This is a genomic window from Kitasatospora sp. NPDC056076, from assembly GCF_042266305.1.
Taxonomy (GTDB): domain Bacteria; phylum Actinomycetota; class Actinomycetes; order Streptomycetales; family Streptomycetaceae; genus Kitasatospora.
The window spans coordinates 207,524-222,286 of sequence record NZ_JBHJWG010000002.1; the positions used below are offsets into that span (position 1 = coordinate 207,524).

The following is a 14,763-nucleotide window of genomic DNA, read 5'->3' on the forward strand; positions in this document are numbered from 1 at the left end:
AGCGGGGCCGAACCCTCCATCAGATGGGTCCATTCGACATTCCCGCAGGTCAGAAACCCTACGCATCCGCCGCCGCAACCCTCCGCCGGAGCCGCAGGATCATCGCCGTCCCCACCGCGAGCGGCACGTACTGCCAGCAGAACGCCCAGCGGAAGGCGTCGGCGGAGTAGGACCCGGCGCCGGACGGGGAGAGGGCGTCGAGCAGGACGCCGATGCCGAACAGGGTGATCATCGTGCCGATGAAGCCGCCCATGTTGACGATCCCGGAGGCGGTGCCGAGCCGTTCGGCCGGGTTGCGGGTGCGGGCGTAGTCCAGGCCGACCAGTGAGGCGGGGCCGTTGCTGCCCATCACCAGGATGATCCCGACCAGCAGCCACATCGGCGGGTGCCCGCCGGGCCAGGCGAGCACGAGTGCCCAGCCGAGCGCGGTGGTGGCGATGACGGTGAGCACGATGGGCATCCGGGTCCGGGCGGTGCGGGAGAGCAGTCGGCCGAAGAGGAACCCGCAGGCCATGTTGGCGAGCACCAGCAGGGTCAGCAGCCCGCCGGCCTCGCCCCGGGTCATCCCCTGGGCCTCGATCAGGTAGGGCATGCCCCAGAGCAGGCCGAAGGCGTTGCCGGGGAACTGGGTGGTGAAGTGGATCCACAGGCCCAGCCGGGTGCCCGGCTCCCGCCAGCAGTCCTGGATCTGCCGTCGGACCTTCGGGCGGGCGACCGGCGTGCCGACCGGCGTGCCGAGCGGCGGGTCGACCGGTCGTACGGCCGCCGGGGCCTCCTTGAGGAAGAGCGCGACCAGGGCGAACACCGCCACGCCGAGCAGCGCGATCGCGGTGAAGGTGGGCGTCCAGCCCTCGCTGTGCAGCGCCTGGGCGAGCACCACGGTGGTGACCAGGTTGCCGCCCATCCCGGCGAGACCGGTCAGCTGGGCGACGAAGGGGTTCTTCGCCGCCGGGAACCACCGGGCGGCGATCCGCAGCACGCTGATGAAGGTCATCGCGTCGCCGCAGCCGAGCACGGCCCGGGAGGCCAGCGCCGGGGCGAAGGAGGAGCTGAACGCGAAGGCCAGCTGGCCGGTGCTCAGCAGCAGTACGCCGAGCAGCAGCACCCGGCGCGGCCCGACCCGGTCGACCAGCAGGCCGACCGGGACCTGCATGGCCGCGTAGACCAGCACCTGGAGGATCGAGAAGGTGGAGAGCGCCGAGGCGCCGATGCCGAAGCGCTCGGCGGCGTCCAGTCCGGCCACGCCGAGGCTGGTGCGGTGGATGACGGCCAGGACGTAGACGCTGACGCCGACGGACCAGGCCAGCCAGGCTGCCCGGCCGCCGGGCGGTACGGGGGCCCCGGCCGTCGGCGGCCCGACGGCGGACCGAGGAGCGGGGACGGACAGGGACGCGGCTGGACGAGCGGGCTCCACGGTCATAGTCCGTCCAGACTAGTCATCCCATGATTGGACGCCCAGGTCCCCGCGGTGTGAGCTCGCGAACCCCCGCCGGCGACCGTCCGGCTCTCAGCCGGTGACCGTCCAGGACACCGACCGGGTCATGTAGCGGTCCCGGAAGGCCTCGTCCCGCACCCAGTCCGTGGTGTCCCGGACGGTCGCCGTCACGGTCGCCGTCCGGCCCGGGGCGAGGTCCAGCTGCGCGGTGTCCAGACGGCCCCCGTCGACGGCCTGCGGGGCGGCCGGGGCGCCGTCCACCTTCCAGTCCACCGTCAGCTGCCGGGCGCCGGTCAGCGGCAGCGGCCGGACGTCCAGCCGGGGGAGCCCGGCGACCTCGCCGGGCGGCGGCGACGGGGCGTCGGTCGGCCGGACCTTGCGGTACAGCTCCTGGACGATCGCCTCGCGGGAGGGCAGGTTGTAGGCACTGCCCAGGGTGCGCATCACGGAGTCGGGGGTGGGCCGGTAGAGGCCGTTGGCGCTGCGGTACGCCCCGACGGTGCCGGCGCCGTCCGGCGAGACGGCGCCCAGCCAGCGCCACCACTTGGTCTGCTTCTTGAGCATGTCCTCGGCATTGAGGGTGGAGAGGTTCGGGTAGTCGGCGTCGTCCGGGGCGCTGTCGTACTCGTCGCCGAGGTCCCCCACGGTGTGGCCGATCTCGTGCTGGATGATCCGTCCGGCGTCCGGACTGCCCCCGGCCAGGGTGGTCACCCCGGTGCCCCCGGCGCCGCCGTACTCGACCGAGTTGGCCAGCGCGATCAGGTACTGCGGGCCGGTGCTGTCCCCGGCGTAGCGGGCGGTGGCGCCCTCGTCGGCGCAGAGCAGCCGGGCGGTGCCCTCGCACCAGAAGTGCATGCCCAGCGGGGTGGCGGGGTGGCGGCCGCGGCTCTCGGTCTCGGCTATCCCGGAGATCGGGGAGACCACCTCGACCCGCCGTATGTTGAAGAACCCCTGGTAGGTGCGGAACGGCTCGATGTCCATCAGCGCGTGCCAGGCCTTGTCGGCCTGCTGCCGGAACGCCTCCTGCTCGTCCGCGGTGTAGCCGTCGCCGAGCAGGACCAGGGTGATCCGGTTGGTCGGGTCCCCGGTGCGGCGTATGTCGAAGGTCGGGGCGGCCGTGAGCATCCGCCGGTCGGCGCGGAGGGCGGTGTGCGGGGGCACCGCCCGGTCCACGGGGGCGCCCGCCCCGATCACGCCGAACGGCGAGGGGCCGACGAGTTCCAGGGCGGCCGGGAGTACGGCGGTGGACACCAGTACGAGGGCGGCCAGACTCCGGACGAGACGGCCAGGGTTGCCAGCAGGCATACGGGTGCGTCCTCGGGGCTCCGGTCACCCGGTGTCGCCCGGGTGGTGGAGCGGAGACGTACCCGTACCGGCGTGTCGCCCCCACCGGCCGCAGAAAATGTCACCGACCTGGCCGAACGATTCCCGTTGTACCTGTCATACCAATCAATCTCGGGAGGGCCTCCGCCCATCCCGGGAGGGCTCCCCCGCGGCTCACCGGGAGCGCTTGCCCACGTCCAGCAGCAGGTGCGTCCCGAGGCCGAAGAGCAGTCCCCAGAAGGCCGAGCCGATGCCGAACAGGCTCATCCCCGAGGCGCTCGCCAGGAAGGTCACCACCGCCGCGTCCCGCCCGCGCTCCGCCGCGACCGCCGCCGCCAGGCTGCCCTGCAGCGAGGCCAGCAGCGCGACCCCGGCGATCACCGCGATCAGCTCCTTCGGCAGCCCGGTGAACAGGCTCACCAGCACCCCGCCGAAGCTGCCCACCAGCACGTACAGCACGCCCGAGGACATCCCCGCGACGTAGCGGCGGCGCGGGTCCGGGTGGGCCTCCGGGCCGGAGCAGATCGCCGCCGTGATCGCCGCCAGGTTCACCCCGGGCGAGCCGAACGGCGCCACCAGCACCGACACCGCCCCGGTCGCACCGATCAGCAGCCGGTCGTCGGCCCGGTAGCCGAAGGCCCGCATCACCCCGAGCCCGGGCGCGTTCTGCGAGGCCAGGGCGACGATGGTGAGCGGCAGCGCCAGCCCCACCAGGGCCGGCCAGGAGAAGGCCGGCACGGTCAGCACCGGTACGGTCGGCCCGCCCGAGCCCAGGTGCAGCGGCAGCCCGACGGTGAGGGCCGCCAGCGCCCCGCCGACCACCAGCGCGATCAGCACGGCGTACCGCGGCGAGAACCGCTTGGCCAGCAGGAAGGCCGCGAAGCTGCCCACCACCAGCACCGGCGCGCCGTGCACGGCACCGAAGATCCCGGCGCCGAAGGAGAACAGGATGCCCGCGAGCATCGCGTTCACGATCCCCACCGGCACGGCCGCGATCAGCCGGCCGAACCACCCGGTCACCCCGAACAGCGCCACCACGGCCGCACTCACCAGGAACGCCCCGATCGCCTCCCGGTACGGGTAGTGGCCCAGGCTGGTCACCAGCAGCGCCGCCCCCGGCGTGGACCAGGCGGTGATCACCGGCGTCCTGGTCCACCAGCTGAGCGCGAAGCCGCTCACCCCGCTGCCGATCGCCACCGCCCAGATCCAGGAGGAGGTGTGCGCCGGGTCCAGCCGCCCGGCGGCGGCCGCCGCGAGCACGACCACCAGCGGCCCGGAGAACGACACCGCGACGCAGACCAGCCCCGCCAACAAGGCCGGCACCGACACGTCCCGCCGCAGCGACCGACGTTCCCCGGCCCCACTCGTCACCGTTTCCGGGCTGATCGTCAGTTCATCCGTCATTCCGGCAGTATCCCGAAGCCCGGCCGGAGACTCCCGGAAAACCTGCCAACTCCCCTGCAACCCCCGCGGGGGATGCGCGTCTGTACGAAGGAAGGCGCGGCGAGCGGGACCGGCGGAGCCGGGGGGCGGTCGTCCTCGCCCGCCGCACCACCAGTCACCCGGCCCTGGGGAGTCACGTCATGCGCATGTCCGTTATCACCCGTTGTACGAAGAATGCCGGTACCGCCGCCCTCGCCGCCGACACCGGCACCGACACCGGCTGGGCCTAGTCGTGTCCGTCGGTCGACCGACGGATGCCGGAAGGGGCCCTGATCCGCACGGCGGTGCGGATCAGGGCCCCTTCGTCACGTCTCCCCGGGGGCGTCAGCCCCAGGTGATCAGGCGCTTCGGGAACTCCAGCAGCCCGGCCACGTCGGCCAGCACCCGGGAGCCCAACTCCCCGTCCACCAGGCGGTGGTCGAAGGAGAGCGCGAGCGTGGTGACCTGGCGCGGGACCACCTTGCCCTTGTGCACCCACGGCAGTTCCCGGACCGCGCCGAAGGCGAGGATGGCCGCCTCGCCGGGGTTGAGGATCGGGGTGCCGGTGTCGACGCCGAAGACGCCGACGTTGGTGATGGTGACCGTGCCGCCCTGCATGTCGGCCGGCGAGGTCTTGCCCTGGCGGGCGGTCTCGACCAGCTCGCCGAGCGAAGTGGCCAGGCCCGAAAGGGTCTTGGACCCGGCGTCCTTGATGTTCGGGACGATCAGGCCGCGCGGGGTGGCCGCGGCGATGCCGAGGTTCACCTGGCCCTTGACCACGATCTCCTGGGCCGCCTCGTCCCACTGGGCGTTGATCTCCGGGTGCCGCTTGATCGCCACCAGCAGCGCCTTGGCGACCAGCAGCAACGGGCTGACCCGGACGTCCCGGCCCAGTTCGCCGCTCTCCTTGAGCTTGCGGACGAACTTCATCGTGCGGGTCACGTCGACCTGGACGAACTCGGTGACGTGCGGGGCGGTGAAGGCCGAGGCCACCATCGCCTGCGCGGTCGCCTTGCGGACACCCTTGATCGGCACCCGGACGTCGCCCGAACCGGACACTGGCGCCGGGGCCGCCACGGTCCCGACGGCCTCGACGGCCTCGGCCACGACCGGCTCGGCGGCCGGAGCGGCCTGGGCCGCCGCGTGGGCGTGCAGGTCCTCGCGGGTGATCACCCCGCCCGCACCGGTCGGGGTGACGGACCGCAGGTCGATGCCCAGGTCCTTGGCCAGCTTGCGCACCGGCGGCTTCGCCAACGGCCGCTCACCGGCGGGCAGTTCGACCGGCGAGACGGGCGCGGCCGGAGCCGGGGCGGCGACCGGAGCGGCCGGAGCCGCGGCCTTCGCCGTAGCGGTGGCCGTGGCCGTGGTGGTCCGCCGGGCCCGGCGCTGGGCGGTGCCGGTGCGCGGGCCGTACCCGACCAGCACCTCCCGCCGCTCCGGCTCGGCCTCGACGGCCGGCGCCGCGGCCGCGGCGACAGCGGGCGCCGGGGCGGGTGCGGCGGCCGGAGCGGCCCCCGCCTCCCCGGCGACCGCCACCGAGATGATCGCGGTGCCGACGTCGACCGTCGCGCCCTCGGGGAAGAAGAGCTGCTCGACGACCCCGTTGAACGGGATCGGCAGCTCCACCGCCGCCTTGGCGGTCTCCACCTCGCACACGACCTGCCCGTCGGTGACGGTGTCACCCGGCTTGACGTACCAGCTGAGGATCTCGGCCTCGGTGAGGCCCTCGCCCACATCCGGCATCTTGAACTCGCGGAGCGAGCGAACTTCGGTGGTCATCTTCGCTCCCCGGTATCAGTACGCGAGCGCGCGGTCGACGGCGTCGAGCACGCGGTCCAGGTCGGGGAGGAAGGCCTCCTCGACGCGGGACGGCGGGTACGGCGCGAAGTAGCCGCCGACCCGCAGGACCGGTGCCTCCAGGTGGTAGAAGCACCGCTCGGTGAGCCGGGCGGCCAACTCGGCGCCCATGCCCAGGAATACCGGGGCCTCGTGCACCACGACGGCCCGCCCGGTGCGCTTGACCGACTCCTCCAGCGCGGCGAAGTCCACCGGGGAGAGCGAGCGCAGGTCGACGACCTCCAGCCGGCGGCCGTCCTCCTCGGCGGCCGCGGCGGCCTCCTGGCAGACCTTGACCATCGGGCCGTACGCGATCAGCGTCAGGTCGGTGCCGGGGCGGACGATCCGGGCCTCGTGCAGCCCCAGGTCGGCGGCGGCGCCGACCTCGCCCTTGTCCCAGTAACGCCGCTTGGGCTCCAGGAAGATGACCGGGTCGTCGGACTCGATGGCCTGCCGCAGCATCCAGTGCGCGTCGTGCGCGTTGGACGGCGTGACCACCCGCAGACCGGCGGTGTGCGCGAAGTACGCCTCGTGCGACTCGCTGTGGTGCTCGACCGCGCCGATACCACCCGCGTAGGGGATGCGGACGGTGACCGGCATCTTGACGTGCCCGAGCGCGCGGGCGTGCATCTTCGCCAGCTGGGAGACGATCTGGTCGAAGGCCGGGTAGACGAAACCGTCGAACTGGATCTCCACGACCGGGCGGTAGCCGCGCAGCGCGAGGCCGATCGCGGTGCCCATGATGCCGGACTCGGCCAGCGGGGTGTCGATCACCCGGTCCTCGCCGAAGTCCTTCTGCAGGCCGTCGGTGATCCGGAAGACGCCGCCGAGCTTGCCGATGTCCTCGCCCATCAGGACGGTCTTCGGGTCGTTCTCCAGCGACTTGCGCAGCGCGTCGTTGAGCGCCTTGGCGATGCTCTGACCGGCCATCAGTGGTTCTCCCCCGCCTCGAAGGAGGCCGCGTACTCGACGAATTCGGCCCGTTCCTGGTCGACCAGCGCGTGCGGCTCGCTGTACACGTGGTCGAAGATCAGCGTCGGGTCCGGGTCCGGCATACTGCGCACGCCCTCACGCACCCGCAGCCCCAGCTGCTCGCTCTCGGCGTCGACGGAGGCGAAGAACTCCTCGTCCGCCAGGCCCTCCTTCTCCAGGAGGGTGCGCAGCCGCAGGATCGGGTCCTTGGCCTTCCAGGCCTCGGTCTCCTCGGTGGCCCGGTAGCGGGTGGGGTCGTCGGAGGTGGTGTGCGCGCCCATCCGGTAGGTGAAGGCCTCGATCAGCACCGGGCCGTTGCCGCTGCGGGCGTGGTCGAGCGCCCAGCGGGTGACCGCGAGGCAGGCCAGCACGTCGTTGCCGTCGACCCTGACGCCGGGGAAGCCGAAGCCGGAGGCGCGGCGGTACAGCGGGATCCTGGTCTGGGTGGTGGTGGGCTCGGAGATCGCCCACTGGTTGTTCTGGCAGAAGAACACCACCGGCGAGTTGTAGACCGAGGCGAAGGTGAAGGCCTCGTTGACGTCGCCCTGGCTGGACGCGCCGTCGCCGAAGTACGCGATCACCGCGTCGTCGGTGCCGTCCTTGGTGATGCCCATCGCGTAGCCGGTGGCGTGCAGGGCCTGCGCGCCGATCACGATGGTGTAGAGGTGGAAGTTCTTCTCGTTCGGGTCCCAGCCGCCGTGGTTCACGCCGCGGAACATGCCGAGCAGGTTCAGCGGGTCCACGTCGCGGCACCAGGCGACGCCGTGCTCGCGGTAGGTCGGGAAGGCGTAGTCGCCGGTGCGCATGGCCCGGCCGGAACCGACCTGGGCCGCCTCCTGGCCGAGCAGCGAGGCCCACAGGCCCAGCTCGCCCTGGCGCTGGAGCGAGGTCGCCTCGCCGTCGAACCGGCGCACCAGCACCAGGTCGCGGTAGAGGGAGCGCAGCTCCTCGGGAGTGGTGGTGAGGGGGTAGTCCGGGTGCTCGACCCGCTCGCCTTCCGGCGTGAGCAGTTGGACGAGCTCCGGCTGGACGTCCGTTCCCGTGGCGCGGAGGGTGTCAGGAACAGCGGGGGCCGCCTTCTTGCGGGTCCTCGCCGTGCTTTTGACGGTCACGTTCACTCCTCGGTCTGTCCGGCCGCCCGGGGTCGCCGGTGACCGGTCCGGTCACCGCCTCGCGGGGCGCGCGTGGGTGTGCGCACCTACTGCGTGGCAGGTGGTGATCCTGTTCCGACGGCGTCCCTCACGAGAACGTTACCCAGCGTCCGCCCTTGGCGCGCTTGCGCTAGGACGTCCTACTTGTTCAGGGCCTACGACCCCGAGGGTGCCGCGCCCGGCTCGCCGTCGGAAGGGTGGGGGTGACGGTCGGCGTGACGCAGCTCTCAATTCGAGCGCCTTCAGGACACCAGCGCACGTTATCCGGGCGGAAGCCCGTACGTAAGGGGGTTCTCGGTATCGGTTTCGGTCGGGTGTGGCTGGATCCCGCCTTTACGGCACTGGGGACGATAGGCCTTTTGTACGGTGGTATGGGAGGCTTTGGGCGTGACTGATAACGGACAAATCAGGGTGTTCCTGCTCGACGACCACGAGGTCGTCCGACGGGGCGTGCACGACCTGCTGTCGGTCGAGGACGACATCGAGATCGTCGGCGAGGCCGGCACCGCCGCCGAGGCGCTCACCCGGATCCCCGCGGTCCACCCCGACGTCGCGGTGCTCGACGTCCGACTGCCGGACGGCAACGGGGTCGAGGTCTGCCGCGAGATCCGCTCCCGGCTGCCCGAGATCAAGTGCCTGATGCTGACCTCGTTCTCCGACGACGAGGCGCTGTTCGACTCGATCATGGCCGGCGCCTCAGGCTACGTCCTGAAGGCGATCCGCGGCACCGACCTGATCACCGCCGTCCGGGACGTCGCGGCCGGCCGCTCCCTGCTCGACCCGGTCGCCACCAGCCGGGTGCTCGCCCGACTGCGCGACGGCGGCGAGAAGGAGGACGAGCGGCTGGCCCAACTCACCAAGCAGGAGCGGCGGATCCTCGATCTGATCGGCGAGGGGATGACCAATCGTCAGATCGGCAACGAGTTGCACCTCGCCGAGAAGACGGTGAAGAACTACGTCTCCAGTCTGCTCGCCAAGATGGGCATGGAGCGACGCACCCAGGCGGCGGCGTACGTGGCGCGGCACCAGGCCGATCATCAGTACTGATACGGTCCTTCACACATGTGACGGTTTGTCAAGGGCCCCCACCAGGGGGCCATAACCTCTGCACGTGACTTTCAGCCAGACCCTCGCCTGCGCCCCGGCCCGCCCCGACCTCTCCGCACCGCCGATAGGGACCCTCAGCCCACCGGTACCGCGCAGCGCACTCGCCGAGGTCCTGGCCCGGTTCCGGGTGGGGCGGCTGCTCACCGCCGAACCGGTCGCGGAAGGCCTGCTCAACCGCGGTTACCGGGTCACCACCGAGGCCGGCGCGTACTTCCTGAAGTGCTACGTCGACGCCGCCACGGCCAACCGCCCGAAGATCCTCGCCCACCACCGCGCCATGACCGACCTGCACGCCCTCGGCCTGCCGGTGGCACCCCCGCTGAACTGCTCCGACCGCGGCGCGACGGTGGCCGGCCTGAACGGCCGCCTGTTCGCCCTGTTCCCCTGGACCGATGGCCGACACCGGCACGGTACGGAGCTCGAACCGCCGCAGTGCGACGCCCTCGGCGCGCTGCTCGGCCGACTGCACGGCGCGCTCGACGACGTCTGCGCCCCCCTCGACCAGCCCGACGGCTACCGCAGCGCCGACCCCCTCGACAGCGCCGAACTGGCCCGCGACCTGCGGCGCCGCGCCCGCGCGCACCGCCCGAACGGCGACCTGGACGCCCTCGTCGTCCGACGGCTCGACGAACGGCTGGAACTGCTCGCCGAGCACGCCCAGCGACGGCCCGACCCGCTCGCCGCCCCGCCCACCGGCTGGACCCACGGCGACTTCCACGGCCTCAACCTGATCCACACCGCGGGCCCGGACGGCGGCGAGCGGGTCACCGCGGTGCTCGACTGGGACAAGCTCGGCCCGCAGCCGCGCGCCGAGGAGGCCGTCCGGGCCGCCACCCTGCTCTTCAACGACCGCACCAGCGGCGCCCTCGACCTGGTCCGGGTCCGCCGCTACTCCCAGGCCTACCGGGCCTCCGGCGCCGCCACCGCCGAGCACCTGGCCGCCGCCGTCCACCGGGTCTGGTGGGAGCGGCTGAACGACTTCTGGATGCTGCAGTGGCGCTACCAGCGGGCCGACCACCGGGCCGACCCGCTCTACCCCGCCTCGGCGGGCCAGTTGGCGTGGTGGTGCCAGGAGTACGAGCAGGTCCTGGACGCCTTCGCCAACTGATCCGTCAGTTTCCGCCGCCGACCGGCGGTGTCACCGGCGGCTTGACCGGGGTCTGCGACGGCAGCGGCTTCGAGCTGCCAGTGCTGCCCCCGTCGCCGCCGGGCGGCACCGACGCCGAGGCGCTCGCCCCGCCCGTCGCCGTCGCGGAGGCGCTCGGCGTGTGGGTGGCCGTCGGCGTCGGGGTCGGGGTGTGCTTCCCCGTCGGCGACGGCGACATGTTGGTGCCGCCCCCGCCACCGCTGCCGCCGTACGTCCCGGGGTCGCTCGGCTGCTGCGGCCGCCGGCTGCCGGAGGTCGACGGCGGCGGGGTGAGCTGGCCGCTCTGGGTCGGCGTGGTCGACTCGACGGTGCTGACCGCCGGCTCGGGCGTGCTGGGCACGACGGGCGTCTTCACGTCGGTGCCGCTGAGCGCGAAGGCGATCCCGGCCCCGGCCGCGACCAGCACGGCGATCCCGCCGGCCAGCCAGCCCCAGGGCCCGCGCCGCCGGCCGCCGTGGTCGCCGTGGTCGTCCTCGCCGCCACCGCCGCCGTACGAGCCGCCGCCCTGGTACGGGGAGGGGGTGTGCGGGCCGCCCGTGGAGTACGGCATCACCGAGGTCTGGTCGCCGGCGCCGACCGCGCCGAAGGCCTGGGTGGCGGCCGCCTGGTCCGGCCGGAGCACCTGGGTGGCCCCGGTGTCCCCGGGCAGCCCGGTGCCCGCGCCGACCCAGCCGGCCCCGCCCGCGCCGTGCATCTCGCGCAGCGCGTGCTGCAGGTGGGCGCGGAACTCGTCGGCGTCCTGGAAGCGGTCGTCCGGGTTCTTGGCGAGCGAGCGCAGCACCAGCGGGTCCAGGCCGACCGGCACCCGGCCGTTGGCCTGCGAGGGCGGCATCGGCGGGTCCTGGACGTGCTGGTAGACCACCGAGAGCGGGGTGTCGCCGGTGAACGGCGGGCGCAGCGTGAGCAGTTCGAAGAGCATGCAGCCGGCCGCGTACAGGTCGGAGCGGTGGTCGACCGGCTTGCCGAGCGCCTGCTCGGGCGACAGGTACTGCGGGGTGCCCATGACCATGCCGGTCTGGGTCATCGTGGTGGCCCCGCCGGTCAGCGCGCGGGCGATGCCGAAGTCCATCACCTTGACCGCGCCGGCGTTGGTGATGATCACGTTGGCGGGCTTGATGTCGCGGTGCACGATGCCGTTGCGGTGGCTGTAGGCCAGCGCCTCCAGCACCCCGGCGATGATGATCAGCGCCTGGTCGACCGGCGGCGCCTCCTCGTCCGCCAGCAGCTCGCGGACGGTCCGGCCCTCGACCAGCTCCATCACGATGTACGGCGTGGACTCGTCCCCGACGTACTCCTCGCCGGTGTCGTAGACCGCGACGATCGAGTGGTGGTTGAGCGCCGCGACGGCGTGCGCCTCGCGGGTGAAGCGCACCCGGGCGATGTCGTCCTGCGCCAGTTCGCCGCGCAGCAGCTTGACCGCGACGGTGCGGCCCAGCCGCACGTCCTCGGCGGCGAAGACCTCGGCCATGCCGCCGCGGCCGAGCCGGTGGGTCAGCCGGTAGCGGCCGTCGCCGACCGTGCCCATCGGCACCCCGCGGCCCGGTGTCTGCGAACCGCCGAACGGCGGCAGCGCGGAGGTCGCGGATTCGCTGCCCGGCCCGGGGATCCCCGGCGTGCCGCCGGTCCGGCCGTTCGCTCGGGCACCCGTCTCGTCGTCCGGCTGCTGCGTCTGTGCCATCGCTCCTCGCCCCGGGCGTTCGCTCGGATTCGCGGTGCCCTGTCGCTTACGTATCCCCGAACGCTACCGCTTCCGGCGCGCACCCGTGACACGCGCGGAGGGGCGGAAATCCGTCAGAGCAGACCGCCCCGGTCGGCCTGCGGGTCCACCACCACGACCGCGGCCGGGCGCTCGGAGTGGAACTTGCCGTTGGTGGTGTTCTGCGCCTTGTTGACCACGATCGCGATGATGATGCCGGCCAGCACCAGCACGCCGACGATGATCGCGATCACCACGAAGGCCGTGGAGCAGCCGCCGCCGCTGGGCTTCGGCTGCTGGTACGGCGGCATCGGCTGCGGGCCCGGGGTGTGCATCGGCCGCTGGAAGGGCTGCGGCGTGTGCGGGGCCTGCGGGCCCGGGGTCTGGTACGCGGGCGGCGGGGTCCGGTACTGCGGCTGGGCCTGCGGCCCGCCCTGCTGGAGGTACTGCGGGTGCGGCGTCTGGTAGGCCGGCGGCGGCGTCCGGTACTGCGGCGGCTGCTGCGGCTGGGCCTGCGGCCCGCCCTGCTGGAGGTACTGCGGGTGCGGGGTCTGCGGCGCCTGCGGAGTGGCGTGCACCGAGCGCGGCCCCTCCTTGATCACCAGCGGGGAGCTGGCCTGCAGCGCGTGCCCGGCGCCGCCGCCCTTCAACTCGGCGATCAGCCGCTCCGCCTCGTCCCGCATCGCGGCCGCGCTCTGGAACCGGTGGGCCGGGTCCTTGCGCAGCGCCTGCGCCACGAAGGCGTCCACCACCGGGACGATCGACCGGTTGAGGCTGGAGGCCGCCGGCGGCTCCTCCTGGACGTGCTTGTAGGCGATCGAGAAGGCCGAGTCGCCGTCGAAGACCAGCTGGCCGGTGAGCATCTCGAAGAGCATCACGCCGACCGAGTACAGGTCGGAGCGGGCGTCCACCGGCTTGCCGAGGGCCTGCTCGGGCGACAGGTACTGCGGGGTGCCGACCACCATGCCGGTCTGGGTCATCGACGTGACGCCGGACTCCAGCGCCCGGGCGATGCCGAAGTCCATGACCTTGACGTTGCCCTTGCGGTCGAACATGACGTTGCCGGGCTTGATGTCGCGGTGCACCAGGCCCATGTCGTGCGAGGCCTCCAGCGCGTTCAGCACGCCGACGATGACCTTCAGGGCCTCGTCGGCCGGCATCGCGCCGTACTGGGCGACCGCCTCGTTGATCGCCTCGCGCAGGCCCTTGCCGTCGATCAGCTGCATGACGATGTACGGCGTGCTGGAGCCGTCCGGGGCGACGTCCTCGCCGCTGTCGTAGACCGTGACGATGTTCGGGTGCTCCAGCCGGGCCACCGCCTGGGCCTCACGGCGGAACCGCTCCTTGAACGAGTCGTCCCGGCCCAGCTCGCTGTGCATGCTCTTCAACGCGACCTGCCGGTCCAGCACGCTGTCGTACGCGAGGTGCACGGAGGCCATGCCGCCCTCGCCCAGCAGCCGCTGCAGCACATAGCGGCCGTTGCCCAGGGAGAAGCCCCCGGCCGCCGCGTTGCCGTGCTCGCTCATGGTCCCCTGCTCCCCCTCGGCGCGGTGGTCCTGCCGCAACCGTGACGTTCGGTCTCGTCCGTGCGTGGTGGCCCGGCCCACTGGCCCGGCGAACCCCTGTCGCGGCGGCTCCACCGGCCTGCGACAGGGGTCAGGGTATCGGCTCCCGCCGACGGTGATCGGCCCAGGGCCGGTCCCGCCCCCGGACCGTCGGCGCCCGCTCCCCGCACGCCGGTCCGGGGCGGATCGTCGCGGTACGTCCGGCCCCGGGGCGGGCCCGGCGGGCGGGTCCGGGCCCGGCGGGCCCACGGGTACGGGCCTGGAGGTACGGGCCTACAGGTACGGACCGGAGCGGATCCCGCGGCCCTGGCCCGGGTCCTCCTCGTCCGGCTCGCCGCCGTGCAGACCGGGCGGCAGCGCGCGCCGCATCTGCTCCAGCTGCGCCCGCGCGGCCATCTGCTGCGCGAACAGGGCGGTCTGGATGCCGTGGAACAGGCCCTCCAGCCAGCCCACCAGCTGGGCCTGGGCGATCCGCAGCTCGGCCTCGGTCGGGATGGTGTCGTCGGTGAACGGCAGCGAGAGCCGCTCCAGCTCGGCGACCAGCTCCGGGGCCAGCCCGAGCTCCAGCTCCTTGATCGAGCTGGCGTGGATGTCCTTCAACCGGACCCGGCTGGCCTCGTCGAGGGGCGCCGCCCGGACCTCCTCCAGCAGCTGCTTGATCATGCTGCCGATGCGCATGACCTTGGCGGGCTGCTCGACCATCTCGGTCACCGGGAGCTCGCGCGGCATGTCCGCGTCCTCGTCCCCCCCGATCGGTACCGCGGCGAACCCCTGGCCCACGGGCAGCCCGTCCGGTCCGACGATCAGCACCTTCTGGCCGTCCTGCGACTGCCCGCCGGCGGCCCGGAAGGGCTCCTGCGACGAGCGCTCGTTCATCGGATTCGTCATGAACAACATTCTCTCTCACTGGGGTTGGTCGGGCGGAAGCCCCCGTGCGTCCCGCCGTCCGGCGCCAACCGTGACGACGGTACGCCCCCGCGGCCCGCCCGGGAATCCGTACGGATACTCAGTTCCCGCCCCGACCCGACCGTCCGCGCCCGCGCGTGCGCCGTCCCCCGCGCCACTCCGGTCGCACACAGCACCTCCCCGACCACCCCGCGAAACCCACC

The 14,763-nt window shown here is 72.9% G+C and carries 11 protein-coding genes; 2 read left to right on the forward strand and 9 right to left on the reverse strand.

Annotated elements, in window-relative coordinates; all coding sequences use genetic code 11:
- Nucleotides 1-58: 58 nt before the first annotated feature.
- The 6 genes from ACFC1T_RS03115 to pdhA form a co-directional block, all read right to left on the reverse strand.
- Nucleotides 59-1,420 (reverse strand): nitrate/nitrite transporter, encoded by a 1,362-nt coding sequence (locus ACFC1T_RS03115; protein ID WP_375882819.1) that lies wholly within the window; start codon nucleotides 1,418-1,420, stop codon nucleotides 59-61.
- 87 nt (nucleotides 1,421-1,507) lie between these two features.
- Nucleotides 1,508-2,686 carry a M64 family metallopeptidase gene (locus tag ACFC1T_RS03120; protein ID WP_375882822.1) on the reverse strand — a complete coding sequence of 393 codons (1,179 nt, stop codon included), beginning with the start codon at nucleotides 2,684-2,686 and terminating at the stop codon, nucleotides 1,508-1,510.
- A 246-nt stretch (nucleotides 2,687-2,932) separates the two neighbouring features.
- The gene (locus ACFC1T_RS03125; RefSeq protein ID WP_375882825.1) at nucleotides 2,933-4,162 is read right to left on the reverse strand and encodes a benzoate/H(+) symporter BenE family transporter; all 1,230 of its coding nucleotides are present in this window, start codon (nucleotides 4,160-4,162) and stop codon (nucleotides 2,933-2,935) included.
- Nucleotides 4,163-4,525: 363 nt separating this feature from the next.
- Nucleotides 4,526-5,959, reverse strand: coding sequence for a dihydrolipoamide acetyltransferase family protein (locus ACFC1T_RS03130; RefSeq protein WP_375882828.1), 1,434 nt, complete (start codon nucleotides 5,957-5,959; stop codon nucleotides 4,526-4,528).
- A 15-nt stretch (nucleotides 5,960-5,974) separates the two neighbouring features.
- Nucleotides 5,975-6,946, reverse strand: a complete 972-nt coding sequence (locus ACFC1T_RS03135) for an alpha-ketoacid dehydrogenase subunit beta (RefSeq protein WP_375882831.1) — start codon at nucleotides 6,944-6,946, stop codon at nucleotides 5,975-5,977.
- Nucleotides 6,946-8,100, reverse strand: coding sequence for a pyruvate dehydrogenase (acetyl-transferring) E1 component subunit alpha (pdhA, locus tag ACFC1T_RS03140; RefSeq protein ID WP_375882834.1), 1,155 nt, complete (start codon nucleotides 8,098-8,100; stop codon nucleotides 6,946-6,948). The genes ACFC1T_RS03135 and pdhA overlap by 1 nt, the downstream gene beginning before the upstream one ends.
- A 426-nt stretch (nucleotides 8,101-8,526) precedes the next feature.
- On the opposite strand from pdhA, the gene ACFC1T_RS03145 reads away from it, so the two are divergent.
- Both ACFC1T_RS03145 and ACFC1T_RS03150 read left to right on the forward strand, forming a co-directional pair.
- Nucleotides 8,527-9,186 (forward strand): response regulator transcription factor, encoded by a 660-nt coding sequence (locus ACFC1T_RS03145; protein WP_350506572.1) that lies wholly within the window; start codon nucleotides 8,527-8,529, stop codon nucleotides 9,184-9,186.
- A gap of 64 nt (nucleotides 9,187-9,250) precedes the next feature.
- A complete protein-coding gene (locus ACFC1T_RS03150; protein WP_375882838.1) occupies nucleotides 9,251-10,354 on the forward strand; it encodes a phosphotransferase enzyme family protein in 1,104 nt (367 codons plus the stop codon).
- Nucleotides 10,355-10,358: 4 nt separating this feature from the next.
- Here the strand turns inward: ACFC1T_RS03150 and ACFC1T_RS03155 are convergent, their stop codons facing one another.
- The 3 genes from ACFC1T_RS03155 to ACFC1T_RS03165 form a co-directional block, all read right to left on the reverse strand.
- Nucleotides 10,359-11,918 carry a protein kinase gene (locus ACFC1T_RS03155; RefSeq protein WP_375882930.1) on the reverse strand — a complete coding sequence of 520 codons (1,560 nt, stop codon included), beginning with the start codon at nucleotides 11,916-11,918 and terminating at the stop codon, nucleotides 10,359-10,361.
- A 266-nt stretch (nucleotides 11,919-12,184) separates the two neighbouring features.
- Complete coding sequence (locus tag ACFC1T_RS03160; protein WP_375882841.1) at nucleotides 12,185-13,615, reverse strand: protein kinase; 1,431 nt, start codon at nucleotides 13,613-13,615, stop codon at nucleotides 12,185-12,187.
- Nucleotides 13,616-13,927: 312 nt separating this feature from the next.
- Nucleotides 13,928-14,542: a bacterial proteasome activator family protein gene (locus tag ACFC1T_RS03165; protein WP_375882844.1), complete on the reverse strand. Its 615-nt coding sequence runs from the start codon at nucleotides 14,540-14,542 to the stop codon at nucleotides 13,928-13,930.
- Nucleotides 14,543-14,763: the final 221 nt, after the last annotated feature.

Excerpts from the sequence above, each read along its gene's own strand:
- ACFC1T_RS03115 (WP_375882819.1), bottom strand. The coding sequence starts at position 1,420 with ATGACCGTGGAGCCCGCTCGTCCAGCCGCGTCCCTGTCCGTCCCCGCT.
- ACFC1T_RS03125 (WP_375882825.1), bottom strand. The coding sequence starts at position 4,162 with ATGACGGATGAACTGACGATCAGCCCGGAAACGGTGACGAGTGGGGCC.
- ACFC1T_RS03130 (WP_375882828.1), bottom strand. The coding sequence starts at position 5,959 with ATGACCACCGAAGTTCGCTCGCTCCGCGAGTTCAAGATGCCGGATGTG.
- ACFC1T_RS03135 (WP_375882831.1), bottom strand. The coding sequence starts at position 6,946 with ATGGCCGGTCAGAGCATCGCCAAGGCGCTCAACGACGCGCTGCGCAAG.
- ACFC1T_RS03155 (WP_375882930.1), bottom strand. The coding sequence starts at position 11,918 with ATGGGCACGGTCGGCGACGGCCGCTACCGGCTGACCCACCGGCTCGGC.
- ACFC1T_RS03160 (WP_375882841.1), bottom strand. The coding sequence starts at position 13,615 with ATGAGCGAGCACGGCAACGCGGCGGCCGGGGGCTTCTCCCTGGGCAAC.
- ACFC1T_RS03165 (WP_375882844.1), bottom strand. The coding sequence starts at position 14,542 with ATGACGAATCCGATGAACGAGCGCTCGTCGCAGGAGCCCTTCCGGGCC.